Annotated in this window: 17 protein-coding genes; all 17 read right to left on the reverse strand. The window is 35.5% G+C overall.

Annotated features, from left to right (window positions below):
* Positions 1-14: 14 nt before the first annotated feature.
* Complete coding sequence (locus HHU12_RS13245; protein WP_062618039.1) at positions 15-1,094, reverse strand: iron-containing alcohol dehydrogenase family protein; 1,080 nt, start codon at positions 1,092-1,094, stop codon at positions 15-17.
* A 6-nt stretch (positions 1,095-1,100) separates the two neighbouring features.
* Positions 1,101-2,285, reverse strand: coding sequence for a DegT/DnrJ/EryC1/StrS family aminotransferase (locus tag HHU12_RS13250; RefSeq protein WP_169657225.1), 1,185 nt, complete (start codon positions 2,283-2,285; stop codon positions 1,101-1,103).
* 278 nt (positions 2,286-2,563) lie between these two features.
* Positions 2,564-3,628 carry a hypothetical protein gene (locus HHU12_RS13255; RefSeq protein WP_169657226.1) on the reverse strand — a complete coding sequence of 355 codons (1,065 nt, stop codon included), beginning with the start codon at positions 3,626-3,628 and terminating at the stop codon, positions 2,564-2,566.
* Positions 3,629-3,868: 240 nt separating this feature from the next.
* Positions 3,869-4,711: a hypothetical protein gene (locus HHU12_RS13260; protein ID WP_169657227.1), complete on the reverse strand. Its 843-nt coding sequence runs from the start codon at positions 4,709-4,711 to the stop codon at positions 3,869-3,871.
* 238 nt (positions 4,712-4,949) lie between these two features.
* Positions 4,950-6,914: a hypothetical protein gene (locus HHU12_RS13265; RefSeq protein WP_205959879.1), complete on the reverse strand. Its 1,965-nt coding sequence runs from the start codon at positions 6,912-6,914 to the stop codon at positions 4,950-4,952.
* A gap of 279 nt (positions 6,915-7,193) precedes the next feature.
* Positions 7,194-9,185 (reverse strand): LysM peptidoglycan-binding domain-containing protein, encoded by a 1,992-nt coding sequence (locus HHU12_RS13270; RefSeq protein ID WP_169657229.1) that lies wholly within the window; start codon positions 9,183-9,185, stop codon positions 7,194-7,196.
* Between the two features lie 246 nt (positions 9,186-9,431).
* Positions 9,432-10,073: an O-methyltransferase gene (locus HHU12_RS13275; protein WP_169657230.1), complete on the reverse strand. Its 642-nt coding sequence runs from the start codon at positions 10,071-10,073 to the stop codon at positions 9,432-9,434.
* Positions 10,074-10,090: 17 nt separating this feature from the next.
* Positions 10,091-10,576 carry a PaaI family thioesterase gene (locus tag HHU12_RS13280; protein ID WP_169657231.1) on the reverse strand — a complete coding sequence of 162 codons (486 nt, stop codon included), beginning with the start codon at positions 10,574-10,576 and terminating at the stop codon, positions 10,091-10,093.
* 1 nt (position 10,577) lies between these two features.
* Positions 10,578-11,294: an RluA family pseudouridine synthase gene (locus HHU12_RS13285; RefSeq protein WP_169657232.1), complete on the reverse strand. Its 717-nt coding sequence runs from the start codon at positions 11,292-11,294 to the stop codon at positions 10,578-10,580.
* Positions 11,275-12,342, reverse strand: a complete 1,068-nt coding sequence (locus tag HHU12_RS13290; protein ID WP_169657233.1) for a sensor histidine kinase — start codon at positions 12,340-12,342, stop codon at positions 11,275-11,277. The genes HHU12_RS13285 and HHU12_RS13290 overlap by 20 nt, the downstream gene beginning before the upstream one ends.
* A 101-nt stretch (positions 12,343-12,443) precedes the next feature.
* On the reverse strand, positions 12,444-13,133 hold the full coding sequence (locus HHU12_RS13295; protein ID WP_169657234.1) for a response regulator transcription factor: 690 nt from the start codon (positions 13,131-13,133) through the stop codon (positions 12,444-12,446).
* Positions 13,134-13,280: 147 nt separating this feature from the next.
* Entirely contained in the window at positions 13,281-15,578 is a 2,298-nt protein-coding gene (locus HHU12_RS13300; RefSeq protein ID WP_169657235.1) for a peptidylprolyl isomerase, read from the reverse strand.
* A 264-nt stretch (positions 15,579-15,842) separates the two neighbouring features.
* Complete coding sequence (locus HHU12_RS13305) at positions 15,843-16,823, reverse strand: outer membrane protein assembly factor BamD (protein WP_169657236.1); 981 nt, start codon at positions 16,821-16,823, stop codon at positions 15,843-15,845.
* Between the two features lie 316 nt (positions 16,824-17,139).
* Entirely contained in the window at positions 17,140-18,153 is a 1,014-nt protein-coding gene (locus HHU12_RS13310) for a DUF4097 family beta strand repeat-containing protein (protein ID WP_169657237.1), read from the reverse strand.
* On the reverse strand, positions 18,125-18,910 hold the full coding sequence (locus HHU12_RS13315; protein ID WP_169657238.1) for a hypothetical protein: 786 nt from the start codon (positions 18,908-18,910) through the stop codon (positions 18,125-18,127). Before HHU12_RS13315 ends, HHU12_RS13310 begins: the two co-directional genes overlap by 29 nt.
* Positions 18,911-18,922: 12 nt before the next feature.
* Complete coding sequence (locus tag HHU12_RS13320; RefSeq protein WP_169657239.1) at positions 18,923-19,450, reverse strand: RNA polymerase sigma factor; 528 nt, start codon at positions 19,448-19,450, stop codon at positions 18,923-18,925.
* Positions 19,451-19,524: 74 nt separating this feature from the next.
* Positions 19,525-19,944 (reverse strand): Fur family transcriptional regulator, encoded by a 420-nt coding sequence (locus HHU12_RS13325; RefSeq protein ID WP_169657240.1) that lies wholly within the window; start codon positions 19,942-19,944, stop codon positions 19,525-19,527.
* Between the last annotated feature and the right edge of the window lie 62 nt (positions 19,945-20,006).

Genomic DNA, 20,006 nt, shown 5'->3' on the forward strand with positions numbered 1-20,006 from the left:
AAGATTATGGATGATTATAATCTTCTATATAATTTCTTGATATCCTCTTTTGTCCACTTCTCTTTCCAATCAAGACCGATAGCGTGGTTCCACATGTGAGGAAGGTTGTAAGCAACTTCAGCCATAGCATCAATTGTTTCTTCAGACCATTCTTTAGAAAGACCTTGAGGAAGATCAACATTGTGCTTCTCAATCATTGACTTGAATTCGTTTACAGCATCACCATAGAATTCTTCTAAGTGATAGAAGGCTAAACAGTTTGCATAACCATGTCTTGTACCTAAGATTTTAGATAAACCATAAGATAAAGCGTGACATGCACCCACCTCAGAGTATGTTAAGCTAAGACCGCCGAATAATGAAGCGATCATTAGTTTTTCATCATTTTCTAAGTTTTGACCAGCGTTATCGCCTAAGTAAACCTCACGGCAAAGTGCTAATGCTTGGTCACCATATGCTTTTGAGTAAGCGTTGAAGTAAAGACCGCTTTCTGCTTCTATACAGTGGATGTAGCAATCCATACCTGTATAGAACCATTGGTTAGTATCAACAGTGCTCAATAACTCAGGGTCAAGAACAGCTTGGTTGAATACCGTCCAGTCACACTTCAAACCTAATTTTTTCACAGGACCAGTCAATACTGCTGTCATAGAACATTCAGCACCAGTACCTGCTACTGTAGGAACACCCATGTGGTAAACACCAGCCTTCTTTACCAAGTTTAATCCTTGGTACAATTGAGAAGAACCTTCGTTTGTTACCATTAGGGATAACGCCTTAGCAATATCCATAATAGAACCACCACCGATACCGATGATACCTGCAGGAACACCTTTCTCAGCAAGAATTTTATCACGAAGGTTGTCTACTTGATCTGTAGTAGGCTCGTATTGATCAATGTCTTCAAAGAAAACCATATCCTCATCATGTGCAGGAATACGATCAGCAAGCTCTTTACCTTCGAAATATTTATCTACGATGAAAACCATGAATTTATCGTTCTCATCACGCTTAGCAGCAAGAATGTCATCAATTTGATTGAATGCACCTTTGCCGTAAACGATTTTATCTATGTTTTTAAAATTCTTATGCATGATTTCTTATTCTACTACCTTTTTCAATTGAGCAATTAGTTGATCTGCAAACGCATTGATTTCCTCTTCAGTCCAAGTAGCACGGATACCGATAGACAATAATCTACCAATGATATTTTGTGATTTTGGAAGCTCAAGGTTTTCCCAATCTTGACGGTGCTCATAGTCATGAATCGCCAATTTGTATGGAGATTTCAAGGCTTTTAAGTGATCCCACTGATTGATGAAGTGATACATGTTCGTGTACCAGTACGCTACACCTTGAACTTCTTTCGCCGCTTTCGCTGCTAACTCAGGAGTTCCCATAAAGAAGTTTAAGAAAGTAGCTGAATCACCTTCTTCGTCAGGTAGGCAACGGAAAGTAATGAAAGGAACTTCATTCTTTAATCTTTCCTTCAAGATTGCTTTGTTCTTTTTGTTGTTGGCACGGATCATCTCCAACTTACGCATCTGCGCAACTGCAACTGCTGCGTTCAATTCACCTAAACGGTAGTTGAAACCTAATACTGGGTGAGTTTCCATACCTCTGTTATCACCAATATGCGAGTGACCGTGATCAGAGAACTGTGCCATCACTTCGTATTTAGCTTTGTCGTTTGTAAAACAAACACCGCCTTCACCTGCAGTAGTGATTTTGAAGAAGTCAAAAGAAACAGCACCTGCCTCACCGAATAAACCTACGTGTTTTCCTTTATAGAAAGCACCTAAAGCTTGTCCAGCATCTTCTAAAAGTTTGATATTATGCTTTTTACAAACAGCAAGGATACCATCCATATCTGCTGCAGCACCACACATGTGGATTAGTAAAACAGCTTTAGTTCTTGGTGTAATTGCAGCTTCGATTGATGCAGCACTTAAGTTAAGCGTTTCATCTACTTCTGCAAATACAGGAATACCACCAGCAAATAATACTGCTTCAATAGGAGCAATAAAAGTAAAAGGAGTACAGATCACTTCATCACCGTGACCGATTCCAGCAGCAGCCATCATACAAGCTACAGCGGCAGAACCACTTGATACAGCGTGAGCGTGATTAGCACCAGTATATTCTTCAAATAATTGCTCAAATTCACGAGCTTTCCAATGACCGTTACGTTGGTCATCGTGATTGTATCTGAAAAGCATTCCTGACTCTAATACGTCATTTACTTCTTTTCTTTCTTCTGCACCAAAATATTCCGTTCCTGGCATAATTATATAATATTATTTTACTAAATTTTTTCAATTTCTATAGTCCGGCAAAGGTACAAAATTTTATGTAGGGTTACATTTAACACTACTTAAATTTTTAGTCTTTCACAGAGATAAAACACTTCAAAATGCCATCTTGACAAAAATGAAAGTTATTTAATTATTAGTGCTTTGATTTTGAGGTGAGAAAATAAAAAAGAGACATCTGTTAAGACATCTCTTTTGGTTGTAATTTTCTTTATGATAGTCTGCTTGAAATAAGAACTAGAGCAAAATTATTAGAATGTAACCCCTTTCATTACATTTTTACCTTTAAAGCCGAATCTATAATTCAAGCCAAACACAATCTGGTTTCTACTTCCTAAGAAAGAATATAAAGCAGTAAACTGATATCTCTTATTGTGTTGGTAGTTAATACCTAATGACATACTCCATGGGTAATATAAAGCCTTGTCAAACTCATAATATAAGGTCATGGGATCAGGACTGTTTAATAGATTACTTGCACCTTGGTAAATAGGTTCTAAGATTTGTTGTTCTGTAGGGTTTAATTGACCATACCAAGTATCTAAATTCTGACTTACTCTTTGCTTTCCTTCAGGAGTAATACCCACCAGTTTTTCAATGTTTACTGAGCCTCCACTTGATTTATTTAATCCTAAATATTGAACACCTACCATGGCTACAATATTTCTATAAGGCTTTTTCCTCCAACGGAACATGTGCCCGACTCTGGCATTGATAACATTGGTTTTAGTCGCTTTATCAGTACTTCCAGTCCAAGTATACACTTGAGTGAAATCGGCAGAAAGTACAATTGGACCAAAACCACCAGCAACCACTGTACCCCAACCTACTGAAGGGCCTTCACTTTTTGCTGTGAAATTGGCATTGAAAGGTAATCCTAATCCAACTTCAGTATCAGATTTAATATAACCGCCAATAGCATAAAGGTCTAGGAAAGGCAGTAACCAGAAATCATACCTTGCTGACACCGCTTGAACGTGAGGTGTCACATTATTAAACCTGGCAAAACCATCAACATTTAAAAGATTGTTGGCTTTTAAACCTACATTGAGGTTGCTTACCATAAGGTCTTGTTTTGAATAGGCATAATTGATCATTAAACCATTTGGGAAAGGCAAGTCAAAGCCCATTTTTCTAAGCTTTGATCCCATAATCGGATAATGCCAAGGATATTCAGTTTGTTTCAAACTATCAGTGTAATGTTGGTATATATCGTCAATAGCAATATTGGATACAGCACCTTGACCGTATGAATTATTTGAAAGGATAAATAATGAGAAAACAAGTAGACCAAATTGTAAAATTTTCTTTTCCATGTTTTTGTAGCAGAGATGATTGAATAATGTTTGGATTAAATCAATTAGGATTTTATTCCCATTGATCACATTACAAATATCTTACTTATACAAGTGAAAGAGTTACATGAAATGATTGATGATTTATACATTTTGGTCAAAATCAAACTATGAAAATTAGGGATAAAATAAAAAAGTACCCTCGTGTTAGGAGGGTACTTGTTGTGTGTGTATAATGCAACTTTGCTGTTAATTTATTTACTATTCTGGGAAGATAAACGTAATCGATGCTCTAAAACCGTATTTCGCTTTTTGAGCGGCAGGAGCGGCAACATTAAACCTTGGACCTGCTGATAACTGTACTTTTTGTTTACCTAATGAAGCTACTCCACTAATACTTGGTGTAATCCAGATTGTAGTAGAATTGTCCATCCAATTTTGTGTTAATTCCATCATTGCTGAAGCACCTGCACCAGATTTCCAGTTATAAGTGGCAAACGGCTGGAAGTAAAACTCGTTGACATCTGCTCTTGCAACATCACCTGCCACACTCCAGATTTGATTGACTAGGAAACCATAAGTAAATGCATTCTGCTGTTTCAATGCAACGAATGTTGGTCCTAAACCAAACTTACCTGTTCCAAGCATTTTATTGGTAGCTGATGGTACTAAAAATGCTGGACCAATACCCCAAATCAAACCATTTTTTGTTTTGGCAGGGCTAAAGAATCCACTAAGTACCATATCACCAAGTCCAGATTCAGAATTACCATATCCGGTCACATTATCCTGATGTACAACTGGTAATACCATACGTGTGATAAGGTTGATGTCCTTGCTTAGTTTAATTGGAACTACAGGCTGAACATTCATTGTATGTCTGGCACCATCATGTTCGCCAATACCAAAGTCCATATTATTTTGAAATGGAGCACTAATTAGGCTGGCTACAGGGTTGGCTAATTTTTTGGCAATTTCTTCATCTGCATTTTTGTCTTGAGCAAAAACTGATGAAGATCCAAAAAGGGCAACCAAAGCGACAGCTAGAATAGATTTTACTTTTGATGTTTTTTTTGATTTAAAATTAACTTTGAAATTTTTCATTTTCTTTAGCAACATTTGAAATGTTTAGGTTGAATCAATCAGGATGTTTGAGTGATTGATTATGTTACAAATATCCGCTTTAGAAAAGGGAAAGAGTTGCAGGAAATCTTTATTCATTTACATATTTTGATCAACTTCAAACATTGTATTTACACAAATAAAGCCCCGATGAATTACATCGAGACTACCTAGTACCAGAACAAAATAAATTGACGATTGAGACCTAGTACTTAAATGCTTATTTATGTTCTAATGTGATTGTTGCTGAAGTAAAGTTATTGGCCACTTTCATGTCTTGATATGCCGAATTATAAAGGTAGAGCGAGATGATTAGTGAAACTCTATCTTCTGTAATCACTTCTTTAAATAAATCTCCTTGAGCAATGGCAGTCACTAATGACTGTATGATATTTTCAACACCAGTTTCTTGAATGTCAATCAAAATGCTTTGAATCAAACCACTAACATTTTCATGGTTGATATTGTCTTTGATAATGTCTAATTCAAATACCATATTGGCAATTTTATCCGATATTAATTTAGTATTCAGATTTGCAAAACCATCCACAACAGGATATAAGAATTGATATACACTTTCATCGTTGATAATTCCTGTTATCGCTTCATTGACAGCATTGGCTATTTTGAAAGATAGATAGGCTGCATCTGTATCTTCAATGATGATCAGTAATTTTGAAGAAATGAAATCATAAACTGCAGGTGAGGCTATTTCTGCTATTGCATCTATCAGTGAGTGAATAACTGGAACCGCTTGTGCATGATCAATTTCTTGAAGCTTCATAATTCCTCCTGCAATTGTATTTTGTATAAAGTCATGACTCAGGAATTGATTTTTGATTAAAGCGCTGATTTCTTGAGAAGTTTTTTCAGCACCGCCGTTCAAAGAAATTACAGGTTTGGCAGCGATAAAAGCAGTTTTTAAAGTAGATTCCATTGATTCATAATCAGGCGTTAATTCAATGCCATCAAAAGTAGCATTAATAAGATTAACTATTGCCTCAATTTTTAAAGTGGCTTCTTGTGCAAGTTCTCCCATTTTTAAGATGGATGTATCTTCGATCTTCTCAATAATTGGAAATAAAAGATTGTAGAAATTGTCCTCATTAATCCATTTATCTTCGATTAATACTGTAATTTGATCCGAAACACCATTAATTGTTTCTTCATCTAAAGTTGTAAATTCAGTCCATATTTTAGAAGCAATTGCATCGATATTCTCCTCTGATAAGATTTTACCCAAGAGTGTCATAATTGTATTTGTAATAACTTGAGCGCTTTCTTCTGGCGAAGCCACTATTTTGTCTATTTCTGGATAAATAAGGTTGTAGATATTGTCTTTGCTTAAACTATCATGGATTAATTTTACAATTTCAGTACTGATTTTCTTAGTAACCTCTTCAGAATCAATATCAGTGATTTTATCTAGTTCTTGCTTGATAACGTCTGAAAGCTTTTCTTCTAAGCCTAATGACTCAAGATAATTGAATAATTCCTCTGCGATTTTATCAGCGGTTTCTTCTGGAGGTAAATGTTCAATAAATTTACCTTTACCGGCAAGCCATCCTACAAGAGCATCATTAATTACTTTCTGAATGGTTTCATTATGATACAATAAAGTTGTGATTAACCCTGCAATCTTTTCAGGAGTTCCATTTGCTGCGTATTTCAGTAATTTATCATTTGCACCTTGAATGACAGAAGAAGCAGTTTCTTCATTGACATGTAAAGTAAAGTGCTTTAATTCTTCATTGTATTGATAATCATAATTCAAATCGATCGTAGCATTGGTAATTCTGATTTTATTCGAATTAATAATAAAATATCTTCCAATACTATCCGTCAGAAAATCGAGTTCAGCATTAGTTGTAGTAATATCTCTATCAACGGTAAATTCATGAATTGTATTTTGCATGTCATCTACGTCATAGACCATATCGTCTAAATCATAATGTCCTTGTTTTAATAAATCTGATTGTGCACCCCACAAAATAGGAGGGGCGATATCATCACTTTTGGTCACTAATTCAAAGTTATTGAGATACCATTGGTGTTCATTGAGAATTGATTTAGTATTCTGAACATCTTCAATAACAGGGTCCATGGGTTGTTCACAACCAATCATGAGCATATTTACTATAGGCAATAAAAATAGATTTCTAAGTTTTTTGGATAGGGTGATCATAACGAATTTCTCTTAGTTTAAGATTGAAATAAATGAAATATAAGTATCTGATTACCCTACAAAGTTCTTGGAATTTGAATGAAAAGAGTTGCACGAAAAAATTAAGAGTTTACATATTATCGTCAAATCAATGAATGAGATATGTATCAAACATGCTCTAATAAATGGGAAAAGTTAGACTTTGTAAAAGTGTTTTAGAATGTAATTCTAAATTTAAATCCATAAAAAAAAGCCTTGATAAAAAATTACCAAGGCTTTTTTCATAAAGGTTTTGAGACCTTATTTTACTTGTAATCGTTGTCCGATTTTAATTTCATTTGAAGTCATGCCATTCAAATTTTTGATAGCACTAACTGTAACACCGTACTTTCTTGAGACAGAGAATAAAGTATCTCCTTTTTCAACTACATGGTATTCTGCAATTTCTTGCGTACCTGATGATTCTGATACAGAAGCAGTATTAAAGTTGCCTTCAGGAGCAGTAAGTCGAAGTGTTTGACCTTCGTTAATGGCACCACTTGCAGGTAAATTATTCCATTTGATCAAATCTTTATGATAAACACTGTATTTTCTTGAAATGGCAAAAAGTGTTTCACCTTTCTGTACAGTGTGCATAGATGCGTTTGTATTAACAGATGCAGAGGCAGGAGCTGATGCTGTAGCAGGTGCAATAACTGTAGTGTTTACTACTGTTTCGTTGGCTGCGTTCAATGGTTTTTCAGCTGCCACATTGTTGTAAGTGTTGGCTTGTGGCTGTGCTTGAGCAACTTGATTATAACTCTGAGCTCCTTTTGCTTTATCGATTGGAATTTGCAGAAGCATACCGTTCTTAGGTTCATCACCAGGCTTTAATCTGCTATTATTTTGTAAATAAATATCGTTTTCAGTTAAACCATAAGTAGCGGCGATAGATTTTACTGTTTCACCTCTTTGAGTAGGGTGAGTAATAATCTCTCCAGTATATGGCCCTGATGCATCAATTGAAGCATTTCCTCTTACGGCATATACTCCAGCTGCTGAAGGACCAGAAGATGGACTAGAAACGAAAATCTCATCACCCGGTTTTAAATCTTTATTATCATTCCAAGTTTGAAGTTCTTTAGGTGTAACACCAAATTTTCTGGCGATTCCATAATAGAATTCTCCCTTTTGAACGATATAAGTTTGAGGGCCCGCAGGTTGTTCTGCTGCAGGTTGCTCAAGTGCAGGCTGGTTTAATGAAGGATCAACAGCAGGTTGTTCAGGCGTTACTGTGGTAGCTCCATTATTCGTAGCACCTACGGTAATCGCTCCACCTACAGTGATCGGCATATTTGCTGCTGCTTGTTGCTGTGGAGTGGCTGTATCAGCAGGAGGGATGATGTCGAATGACTTTTCCTCAATGGCAGGTTGATCACCGGCAATATTCGTGTCAGCTTTCGCAACTACTTCCGCAGGCTTTTCCTCTTCTTCTTTTCCTACAATTAAGACTTGTCCTTCTTCCAGAGAAAGGTCGTCACCGATGTTGTTCCAGTTTTTAAGGTCCAGCATAGTGACATTGTACATTCTTGAAATGGTAAATACGCTTTCACCATCCTGTACAGTGTGGGTTTTGGAATTTGGATTAAGTGTAGGAACGCTGTCTGTTGCCACAATTGAAATGACTGTAGCAGCATCAGTTTTTGTTTCTACTAAAGAAGAATCAGGTTGTACCTCTTCTTTTACTTCCTCAGGAATGTCAATCACCTTTGGAGGTACAGATTTTGGTCTTGTTTTCTGTAAGAATAAAACGCGGCCTCTTGCCAATGGCTCATCAGGTTTCATTCTGTTTTTCTTAGCTAGCTTTTTTAATTTGATACCGTATTTCTGAGAAACTTCCCATAAGTTTTTCTCATCAATAGTAGTATGTGTAGCTGTGGTAGCTTTTCCTTTTTTCGCTTTAAGATAGTATACATGACCTTCCATCAGATCATCATACGCATCCATGTCGTTATATTTGTATATTTTTTTTACATCAATATTTAATGATGTAGCAATTAAAAGCAAGTTCTGATTTTTGCCTGCAATAAAAGCAGAGATGCCATTGGCGTCTACAAGAGTAATTTCCTCTCCGTTAACTATTTTAGAATGAACATTCGTAATGATAGGGTAAGGATTATCTTCCTGAAGAGGGGATTGATAAATGGCTTCTTGTGGGTTACTGTTAGTGTTAATTTCAGAGGTTATTCCATTAAACGAGCTAAACATTGCACCCACGCTCAAAAGGAAACCAACTGTATATATTTTCTTCATAATGAGGTATTTATTACACCTTGAGTTATAAGATAAAACGAATTGGGTATTGATCGGCGATTGAGATTTTTTCTGTTATTGGAATCTTACAAGCAAACTTAGATCACGCGTTTAGAATTCAATAGGAACAGTATCAAAATCATAATCTGAAAATTCCCAATTATGACTGTCTTAGTACTTAATCGTTAGAGCAAAAATAATTTTTTTGTATTACTCTTGCTAAAAAATAAGTATATTCTTACAAATCTACAATTTTTGAGCCATTAAAATACCATCGCGAAGGGGTAAAATGAAACTTTGTACTCTATTATCAGAGGCTACCTTTTCATTAAATTCTTTAATTGCCTTTGTCATTTTATCATTTGCAGATGCATCAACAACTTTCCCTTTCCATAACACATTGTCAATCAACAGGAAACCGCCTTCTCTAATCAAAGGAAGACAAAGTTCATAGTAGGCGTCATTGTTCATCTTATCAGCATCAATAAATACAATGTCAAAAGTAGTATTTAATGCAGGGATGATTTCTAGTGCTTTACCGATATGAAGATCGATGATGTGATCTAGCTTTGCTTTGCCGATGTATTCACGGATAATGCTTTCTTTTTCATCATCCACTTCAATCGTATGCAGTTTTGCATTGTCAGGCATGCCTTGAGCTAAAGCAATAGCGGCATATCCTGTGAAAGTACCAATTTCAAGAACACTTTTGGCGTTCATGCTTTTGGCTAACATGGTCAGGAACAACCCTTGAGGATGTCCTGATACCATGTGAGGCATATTTTCTTGAAGGTGAGTGGCTCTGTCTAATTCTTTAAGAATCGGATTTTCATCCGTAGAAACCTCCTCAATATATTTATCAATTTCAGGGTGAGTAATATTAAACATTGAAATTGTTTTCTAGATTAATCAATAAAAGGGTTTTCGCCTTGTGCTTCATCACTGTTAAACACACGAATAGCCACTACATCAGCTACAGCTGTCAGCGTATCTCCAGACCAAGATTCACAAGTCATTACTATCTTTTTGCCTTTATGTTCTGTTACTTTTGCAACAAGTTTAATAGGAACGGCAATAGGAGTGGGCTTTAGGAATTTTACATTCAAAGTACCTGTTGCGAATCTGTACCAAGGTTTTGAATCCAATGCTCTGCCTTCAGCCTTATAAGCATAGGCCATAGCAGTTCCCATACAGTGACAGTCTATGATTGTAGATAAAATACCACCACTTAAGAGGTTCGCCCAGCCGTGGTATTTCTCTTCAGCATTCCAGATACAGTGTGCTTCATCTCCTTCCCAGTAACTTTTGATATGTAAACCATCGTCGTTTTTCTTACCACATCCAAAGCAGACATTGCCCTCCATGTGATCTTGAAAATAAGGAGAAATCATATTATTTATATTTTCTGAGTTGAGTAATAACAGCCCTCATATCTTTAGGATATTCCGCTTCAATAGCAATTTCACTTCCGTCCACATCTTTAAATTTCAAAGACCTGGCATGAAGTGCTACACGGGACATCAAAGGCTGCTCTTCTGTGTTGTTTTTCAAGTTGAATTTTCTTCCTTTAATGACAGATAAATAGGGCTTTTCACCGCCATAGACCTCGTCAGAAATAATAGGAGAACCGATATACGCTAAGTGAATACGGATTTGGTGCATTCTTCCCGTAAGAGGTTTACAGGCCACTAAGGAATGGAACTTATAAATTTCTTCTGTTTTGACAACAGTCTGAGAAGGCTTGCCTTCTATATCAATTCTAACATTTCCTCTTCCAGAAACAAGAATATTTCTATCGATCAAGTTTCCTTCAAAGTTCTCTACTCCATCAACAACGGCATGATAGATTTTTTCTACCTCTCTTTTTTCAAACTGAATGGCAAGGTTTCTATACGCTTCAGGATTTTTAGCAATGGCCATTACACCTGAAGTTTCTTTGTCCAAACGGTGGCACAATTGAGTGTCTCCCCCATATTTTTTGGCTTCTTGGTAAACAGTAGGTAGTGTTTTATCTCTATCTTCTAGTGATGATATATAAGGAGGTTTATTGACTAAAATATAATTGTCATTTTCAAAAATGATCCACTTCTTAAAATTCGGAATCTTCATTGTCTACTTCTTTGGATAACTTTAAATCGAAAGAAAAAGTTGAACCTTTTTCTTCTTCACTTTCCAATGTGATGACGGTGTCATGTCTTTCCAGAATATGCTTACAAATGGCCAATCCCAATCCAGATCCCCCTTGTTTTTTCGTTCTACTTTTCTCAACTCTGTAGAACCTTTCAAAGAGTCTGTTTTGATCTTCTAATGGAATGCCAATGCCATTGTCTTTAACATGAACACTTACTGTATCTTCATTGACTTGCAAAATTACTTTAACAAAACCATTTTTGTTATTATACTTAATTCCGTTAACAACTAAGTTGATTACCACCTGTTTTAGGCGGTTGTAATCTGCGTCAACATAGATAGGGTCATCATTTGGCACCTCTAAAGTAACAAGAATATTTTTCTTTTCTGCTTTTTGCTCTACTTGTTCTAATACATCAACGATCATTACCTGCAAATCAAACTCCTCAAATTCCATAGAAATTTCACCAGCTTCAATCTTAGAAACGGTCAAAAGGTCTTCCACAAGGATATTTAATGAGTTCAGGGATTTAGCGGCTTTTTTAAGAAAACGGTCTCTTACTTTCTTGTCGTCAATAGCGCCATCCAGCAGGGTGAGTATAAAGCCTTGAGTAGCGAAAATGGGTGTTTTCAGTTCGTGTGAAATATTGGCCAGAAACTCTTTTCTGTATTGCTCCATCTGTTTCAGCTGTGCAATTTCCTCTTCTTTCATCTCCGCGTAATTTTTAATCTGCGACTTAATGCCAGAGATAGGGTTTTTCTCTTTTTGCATTAAGTTGAAAGTGTCTGGAGATGAAATCTGTTTGTTTCTTAGTTCGTGAATCTGACGGTGTATATTTCCAACTTCTTTGAAAAAGATAAATTCTAAAACAAAGTAGGTGAGGAGGAATGATGATGAAAAGGAAATAAGCATTCCCACCAGAATGCCGGTGTGCTCAATGCCCGTTGTTATGGAAAGAAAGGCGCCTGTAATACCGCCAATACAAAGGGCTAGTAATAATGAAACTGATCTGGCGTTGAAAAACATAAAATGATTCTTGAAAATAAAACCTCATAACCTATAATAGGAAATGAGGTTTATTGATTTATAAGTTTGATTTGGAGTCAGATTTAACAGGAAGCATCCTCTTAGATCTCGAATTTATAACCAACACCTTTTACAGTTTTGATATATCCCTCTCCAATTTTTTCTCTTACTCTTCTGATATGAACATCAACAGTTCTTGCTAAAACATACACATCAGTACCCCAAATGTTTCTCAAAAGATCATCTCTGTTGAATACTTTATTAGGGCTTTCGGCTAAGAAGTAAAGCAATTCAAACTCTTTTTTAGGAAGTGTCTTCGCTTCACCGTCGATGTATAATGTATAGCTTGATTTGTCAATTGAGAATTTATCAATATTGATGACATCTTTTTTCTTAGAAGAAGACTTGTTCTTTCTTTTGAAAATCGACTCAATTCTCTTCATCAAAGCTCTAGGTTTTACAGGCTTCACAATATAATCATCAGCACCCACATCAAATGCGGCTACTTCTGAATATTCTTCTGCACGGGCTGTCAAGAAGATTACGTGAGCATCAGTCAATTCAGGATTCTCCTTGATTTGTCTGCACGCCTCAACACCATCCATCACTGGCATCATAATATCTAAAATGATCAGTTCAGGGTGAAACTCCTTAGCAACGCCAACCGCTTGTTTTCCATCATTAGCGGTCTTTACGTTATATCCCTCTTTCTGTAAATTGTAACTTAAAATCTCTACAATATCCGGCTCATCGTCCACCACAAGAATTTTTCTCTCGATATCTGCTGCCATTTTAATTTGAAATTGATGTTAATTTATAATCTGAATTTAGCTCTAATTTAGAGTGCAAAGTTCATTCTTCAAAGAAATCAGCTTGCCTGTATAGATATACTTGCAATCTATTTACTGTTTGTTAACATTAAATTCAAAGAATGAGTATTATATGCTTTGTTCTTGTTTGTAAAGTGAATTCAACTGAACGGAATCAATCACTACATTATGCTTCTGATGTAACTCTTCGATCCAGTTTTTCTCAAGGTATTCTTGATAATCAGCAATCACACTGCCTTTACATTCGTCCAATGATTTTGTGGTTGGAGCTAAAATATCCTTGATTTCAACAATAAAGAATCGGTCGTTCTCCTCAAAAGTATATCTTCCTTTTTCCATTTTCAGATGATCCATATGAGGAATTTCATCTTTGGAGAAAGTGCCCTCTTTAAAAGATACTGATAAGTTATTATTGTTGTTTTTCTCTTTTACAAAATTTGCAGTGTTCGTAGAGTAGTATTTTACATCCACAACGCCTACAGCTCCTTCTTCAAAATTAGATTTAATTCTATTTTCAGGAATGCCATTAGCAGTATATTGGTTAATGATTTTCTGAAGTCTTTTCGTCTTCATTGATTTATACTCTCCTTTATTCACTTCAACATTCAACAGTACAAAAAGAGATTTATCTTGTTTCAGTACCTCAGCACTCTTCTTGATGTCGCTGATTCTACTTTTATAGAGGTAAGAACTGTTTTTCTTGAAAGTGATAGCTGATACTTCCGATGGATATACTTGGTAATAATTAGAATCCAGCATTTCAATTGTTTCATTCATCAATTGCTTGCTTCCTGTGTTATAAATGGACATTACCGCTCTAGTGTCCCACATATAACTGTTTTTGTTGGCCTCATAATAAGCTTCTAAACCTTTAGTATCTTGGCTTGCTTTGTTCCAAACACAATCTTCCATTACTCTAAATAGCAACAAGCCGTCTTCGTATTCTTGTGCAAGGTGTTTGTATTCAGGGTATTTTTCAGGAAGGTTCTTTTTCTCCACTTCCAGTAAAACGATTTCTGAATATTTATTGAAATGACTGTCTAATACCTCTTTCAAATCATCATTCTTAGATACTTTTTCATGTTCTACCAAGTAATCCAAGAAGTCATTGACAGTGATATTTTTACCTTTTAGCGTAAATACATTTTTCTTAAGCACTTTGATGCTGATTTCCTCCGATTTCTTCCATTCATTCTTCAAATAAGAACTATCTACTAAAGAATAAGCTAATGATTTATTCTCATCAACAACAGTATAATTGTTATCTCTCTTTAATTTCTTGATGAAATCCTTTCTACTTGTCTGAGATCTACTGTCTTTTTTCACTTTACTGACTAGAGTAGGGTACAATGTTTCATAAGGAGCAACTGGCTCTTTTTTATACAAACGGATAATGTGCCACCCGAAATCAGTTTGAACAGGAACAGAAGTGTCTCCAATTTTTTCTAAAGAACTTACACCTTCTAAGAACTGAGGTGGGAAGCGCACTTCGCTAACCGGAGGTAAAACACCTTCCTGACTAGAAGAACGTTTGTCATCAGAGAAATTAGCACACAACGTATTCCAGTCACCGCCATTTTGAAGACTGTCATAAATGCTGAATACTTTTTCTTTTGCTTCTTTCTTTTTCTCTTCCGTATCTCTAGGACCACTGTTGATCATGATATGCTGTACCTGAAGATTCCCGAAACGTTCTCTTTTGTCGTTTACCTTTAGCAGGTGATAACCAAAACGTGTTTTAACCACATCAGATACGCTATCAATAGGAGTGTTGAATGCGGCTTCTTCAAACGGGTAAACCATCTGAAGCGATGTGAAGTACCCTAAGTTTCCTTTATTTCTCTTGGCCGAAGGATCTTCAGAATATTTGAAAGCTAATTCTTCAAAATCTTTACCTTCTTGAAGTTCTTTTTTGATCGACAGAACCTTGTTGTAAGCAGTTAAAGTATCTTCAGGAGAAGCATTTTCTTCTACTTTGATCAAGAGGTGAGAGGCATTGACCTCAATTTTTTGTCTTTCATATGCTTGCTTTACCAGACTGTCATTGAAAACAGACTCAGTAAGGTAAGGTTCCTCTAACTGATGCAGATACATTTTGTACTCTGATTTGAAATCAGGGAGCGTGTCGTATCCTAAGTCAACAGCCTCAGCTACTTTCAATTTGAAATTGATAAATAACTCCAGATAGTTGTCTATGCTGTTTTGAGAATAAAACGCACTATCATTCACGTAGTTTTTCTCATAGAGATAAATAAAATTTTCTTTGGAGATGTTGTTTCCATCAATACTGATGATTTTTTCTTCCTTGGTTAAGTCTGATTTCTTCCCAAAAGGTGAATTCGCACATCCATAAAATAATTGAGAAGTTGTAATTAATAAGAAAAAATATAACGTATACTTTAGCATAACTTGATTTAAAAAATTCCAACAAAAGTAGTAGGAATGTGAAGAACGACGAAATTTGTCAGTTTTGTACTTTAAAGTACTACTTGAGAAAGTTTGTTCAGCACATGTTTCTCCTCTAAAAAAACAGGTCAAAACATGCTCTTTAATACTCAGGCATTAAATATGTCTTATTTCTCTGAATAATTCAAACGAAAAAGAGTACTATTTACAATAAAAAAGCCACCTAATTAAATTAGATGGCTTCTTTTGATGATTGACAGCAAATTATTTGTCTCCTCTTTCCGCTTCCTGCGTTTGTTCTAAATTCTTTGCTCTCTTTCTTTTATCTCTTTTAGACTCCTTAGGTCCTTGCTCTTCCAGCTTTTCTGCTTCTGCCTTTGTGATTTTACCAGCAGCTGCTTCCGCTTCAATTTTGGCTTTCTCTTTCTCCCATGCCGCTTTCTTCTGCAAGTGCTTTTTCAAGTCTTTGTCTACAGTTGTTTTCAGCTTTTGAGCATCAGCATATGGGCTAGTGCTAGAGTATCTTTCTCCGAACTTTTTATACGTTTTTAAAGACTCCTCATATCTTTCCTGTTGTTTGTCGAAAACAGAAATTTTAGCTAACTCATATTCAGCTTCCATTTTCTTATACATTACTTCAGGTTTGAAATCTGAGTCAGGGTAATCCTTCATAAAGTTGTCATAAGCAATTGCCGCCGCTTTATAATAACGCAAGTGAGAATACTGCTTTGAAATTTCAAAAGCTTTTAATTCCAATCTTGCTCTCAATTCATCAATTAAGTCGTTACATTGCTTAGCATATTGGCTTGTAGGATATCTGTTGATGAAGTTCTGAAGTTCTTCAATCGCTGTTTCAGTACCCGACTGATCCAGGTTGTAATCAGGTGTATCTTTATACAAAGAATAACCATTCATAAAAAGGGCCTCCTCTGCAAACGGGCTTCGGTTATACGTTTCGTAAAAACTCTTGAAGTGATGAGAAGCAATTAAATACTGCTTTTGCTCGTATTGACTGTAAGCATAATAAAATTGGATTTTCTCATATTCGGCCGCACCAACAAATGCACCCATAATGTCTTCAAATAAAACAGATGCTTTATAGAAGTCTTTATTGTCATAATAATTTAGAGCGGCATCGTATTTTTCGTTGATGTCTCTACTCTTTGATATTTTCGAAAACTTAGAACAAGAGAAGGAAAATGTACCTAAAATTGCACAAGCTAGTATGATCTTCTTTCTTAACATAACTGCAAAACTAGATTTGTGTACCCTTAAATAAAAAGGAATAAGTGGCTTTGTCTCCAAAAAGTTTGTAATCTATTGATTTAGGGACTATTAAAATTTCGGTACAATTCATATTTTTTTGTATCCAGTAAAAATTTAGCGTAAAAATAACAGAATAAGTACCTAGTCAAAAAAAAGTGCATGAAAAAAGTGATGCAAAGTGAAATCAGCTTCTTTCTGCCATAAATATATCAATTAGGTATTTGCTAAAACAAAGACCCCCTTTTTGTGCAAAAGGAGGTCTCTGATTTCTATTTTTTTTATAATCAATTCAGTTTTAGTTGAATTTTATACTTCCGTAAGCGGATTTGACATAAATTTTCTTATCAGAATCTTTCTTTATCCTATAACCGGCATATTCAGCTGAAGTATTGTGCTCAATTGATTTGTTGATTTCTACACCGTCAGCATTATTCTTAAAACTACCGTACCTTGTTGCTGCACTAAATTGGAAAGGTGTGTTTTCTTCAAAACCAATCTTGATAGAGCCGTATGCGGTCTCAGCATTGATTTCCACAAAAGAGCTTGCCACTTCTTCCACTTTGATACTGCCATAATCGGCTTCGTAATTAAGAGAATTTCTTAAGGTATTGATCTCAAAATTAGAGTAAGCACTTTCACCTTCAATTGAGCCAGCAGTACCAATACTTATGTTTCCGTATTTATCATCTATTTCTAGCTTGTTGGCTTGACCTATGTTCAATTTGCCAAGGTAACGTGATCTAACTTCTCCTTTCTCAATAAAATCAATATCACCGCTTCCGTAACTGATTTTAATTTCATTCGATGATCCATTAAGGTCTTTAGTTTTTAATGAGCCATAAGCAACGTCCAGTACTGAAGAGCCATTAATGCTTTCAGTGGTAATTGACCCGTATTTATTATGAAAATCGATATTGATGTCTTGAGGAGCAGAAATGTTATAAATGATTTTAAACCCTTTTTTGTTATTGATATTTGTACTGCTTGGAACAATAGTTTCAAAATGAACATTGCGTCCTGAAGATTGATTGACCACTCTGATTTCTTCTAACAGTGCTAACGCTTTTTTCTCCGAAGAGTGCCAAGCTTGTATAACGACTTCAACTTCAACATTTTTTTGATCCTTTGAGGTTTCAAGAATTACATCACCAAACTTATTTTCAATGGTAATAAGTGATGTTTCATCTATTTTACTAAAAGTTTCATTTATCTTTTTTTCCTTCAAATTTGGCTGTTGCCCAAACGCTAATGTCACGGACAGCAAGAAAAGAATCGCTGTATTATATACTATATTGTTGTTTTTCTTCATGATTCCTCTTTGGTTTAGTAGAGTTGATAATAATTTCCATTTGTTTGTTTAGGAGCTCAATTTGAAGCTCAAGATTGATCACCATTTGTTTTCTTACAATCTCTGGTTCAGCACTTGTTGATGCCTCTTTTTTCAACGCCTTGTAGTTTCGTTGAAGGTGTTTTAATTGAACACTGAAATCGTCAAGTAGCTTAATGTCTTCAAAGTCTAATGCATTGATCTGCATTTTTTTATTAGAAATAAGCGTCATGTAATAATCTTCTGCCTGTTCCCATTCTGAATTTTGAGAAGCAACGGGGGTAGATTCATCAACAGTATTAAAATTACTATTGCCAAACCACCCAATACCTACGCCAATAATTAATACTGCCGCTACAGATAACCACTGTTTGCTGAAAAGTAATTTTACTTCTTTGGTCTCCTGTTGGGGTGTATTTTCTTTTTCTTCTTCATCTAACGCGTTTTCAATTTTATCCCAAAGACCTTTTGGGGCATCAAATTTATTAAGAGAAGAATTTTGAATCACTTCGTCAATCTGCTGTTCCTGAAGTGGCTCATTGCGGAGTTCTTTTTCAATCCTTGACCAGATTTTGTCTGAAGGTTGATGATAGTTTTTTATGTCAGATCTCAAACGGACCACCTCTTTTTCAAGGTTGTCGTTTAATATTTCTTCAAATCTTTGATTACATCCATCAGAGGGTGTTAAGGCATCTAACTTTCCTCTATTTTCAAGGATGAATTTTTCAATTTTATCCATAGTAAAGAGAATTTAGAGTGATACTTTTAAAATATCTTTCAGTTTCTTTTTCGCTCTGCTGTACTGTGACTTAGAAGCTGATTCACTGATGTTCAAAATTTGGGATATTTCCTTGTGGTCATATCCTTCCAATAAATACAAAGAAAAAACAATGCGATAACCGTCAGGCAATAGTTGAATAGCTTCTCGGATTCTGTCAATATTCAATATCAAATCAATGTCTTGTTCGCCCTCATTGTCCAAATGGTCAGGAATTCGTCCTTCTTCCATTTCCACAAGTTCAAGACGTCTCTTTTTTACATGGTTGATGGAGTGGTTCACAACAATTCTTTTGAGCCATGAACCAAAAGAAGAAGTCCCTTTAAACTGGTCTAGATTTCTAAAAGCACTTAGAAAGGCTTCCTGCAGTATGTCTTCCGCTTCTTCAAGGTTGTTGATGATGCGGACACATATATTATACATTGCTTTTGAATATTGCTGATAGAGTTCAAATTGAGCTTTTCTATCGCCCTCTTTGCATCTTTCTATTATCGCTGTCATAAGTTTTTGCTTTGTTTACTTTAAAGACAGCTTAAGATACTCAGGGTTGCATAAGGAATAAAAAAAATAGTCTGCTAGTTGCAATTTTTACAAGTGCCAATGATTAAGTAGTTGGTTTCCTTAGAAGTATATCCTTCAGGAAGTTTTACAGGAGTAATTTGCAAATCATCCATGCATTCAGTATTGCCGCATACTTGGCATTTGAAGTGCACATGATCATGACTGTGGTGTGAGTGCGAGCAATGCTCTGTATTGCACATAGCATATTTCACAATTGAGTTTTCATCAATCACTCTATGTAAAATACCTACCTCTATAAATGTTTTGAGAGTACGGTAAATAGTAGCACGGTCACATAAACCTATCAGTTTTTCTTCGATAATGTTTTCACTCAAGGCGATATTACTATCTCTGAAAATATTGATAATGCTGATTCTTCCTGTAGTTCTACGTAATTTGTAGTCGTTTAATATTTCAATGGCTTCTGTACTCATACTGCAAAATTACTTGAAAGCGTCATAAATACATATTCTCTTTTTGAAAAATTTCAATATAA

The organism is Flammeovirga aprica JL-4 (genome assembly GCF_012844305.1).
Taxonomy (GTDB): domain Bacteria; phylum Bacteroidota; class Bacteroidia; order Cytophagales; family Flammeovirgaceae; genus Flammeovirga; species Flammeovirga aprica.

Bases quoted from the DNA above. Each gene is read 5' to 3' on its own strand.
- HHU12_RS13245 (WP_062618039.1), bottom strand. From the start codon at position 1,094: ATGCATAAGAATTTTAAAAACATAGATAAAATCGTTTACGGCAAAGGT.
- HHU12_RS13250 (WP_169657225.1), bottom strand. From the start codon at position 2,285: ATGCCAGGAACGGAATATTTTGGTGCAGAAGAAAGAAAAGAAGTAAAT.
- HHU12_RS13255 (WP_169657226.1), bottom strand. From the start codon at position 3,628: ATGGAAAAGAAAATTTTACAATTTGGTCTACTTGTTTTCTCATTATTT.
- HHU12_RS13260 (WP_169657227.1), bottom strand. From the start codon at position 4,711: ATGAAAAATTTCAAAGTTAATTTTAAATCAAAAAAAACATCAAAAGTA.
- HHU12_RS13265 (WP_205959879.1), bottom strand. From the start codon at position 6,914: ATGATCACCCTATCCAAAAAACTTAGAAATCTATTTTTATTGCCTATA.
- HHU12_RS13270 (WP_169657229.1), bottom strand. From the start codon at position 9,185: ATGAAGAAAATATATACAGTTGGTTTCCTTTTGAGCGTGGGTGCAATG.
- HHU12_RS13275 (WP_169657230.1), bottom strand. From the start codon at position 10,073: ATGTTTAATATTACTCACCCTGAAATTGATAAATATATTGAGGAGGTT.
- HHU12_RS13280 (WP_169657231.1), bottom strand. From the start codon at position 10,576: ATGATTTCTCCTTATTTTCAAGATCACATGGAGGGCAATGTCTGCTTT.
- HHU12_RS13285 (WP_169657232.1), bottom strand. From the start codon at position 11,294: ATGAAGATTCCGAATTTTAAGAAGTGGATCATTTTTGAAAATGACAAT.
- HHU12_RS13290 (WP_169657233.1), bottom strand. From the start codon at position 12,342: ATGTTTTTCAACGCCAGATCAGTTTCATTATTACTAGCCCTTTGTATT.
- HHU12_RS13295 (WP_169657234.1), bottom strand. From the start codon at position 13,133: ATGGCAGCAGATATCGAGAGAAAAATTCTTGTGGTGGACGATGAGCCG.
- HHU12_RS13300 (WP_169657235.1), bottom strand. From the start codon at position 15,578: ATGCTAAAGTATACGTTATATTTTTTCTTATTAATTACAACTTCTCAA.
- HHU12_RS13305 (WP_169657236.1), bottom strand. From the start codon at position 16,823: ATGTTAAGAAAGAAGATCATACTAGCTTGTGCAATTTTAGGTACATTT.
- HHU12_RS13310 (WP_169657237.1), bottom strand. From the start codon at position 18,153: ATGAAGAAAAACAACAATATAGTATATAATACAGCGATTCTTTTCTTG.
- HHU12_RS13315 (WP_169657238.1), bottom strand. From the start codon at position 18,910: ATGGATAAAATTGAAAAATTCATCCTTGAAAATAGAGGAAAGTTAGAT.
- HHU12_RS13320 (WP_169657239.1), bottom strand. From the start codon at position 19,450: ATGACAGCGATAATAGAAAGATGCAAAGAGGGCGATAGAAAAGCTCAA.
- HHU12_RS13325 (WP_169657240.1), bottom strand. From the start codon at position 19,944: ATGAGTACAGAAGCCATTGAAATATTAAACGACTACAAATTACGTAGA.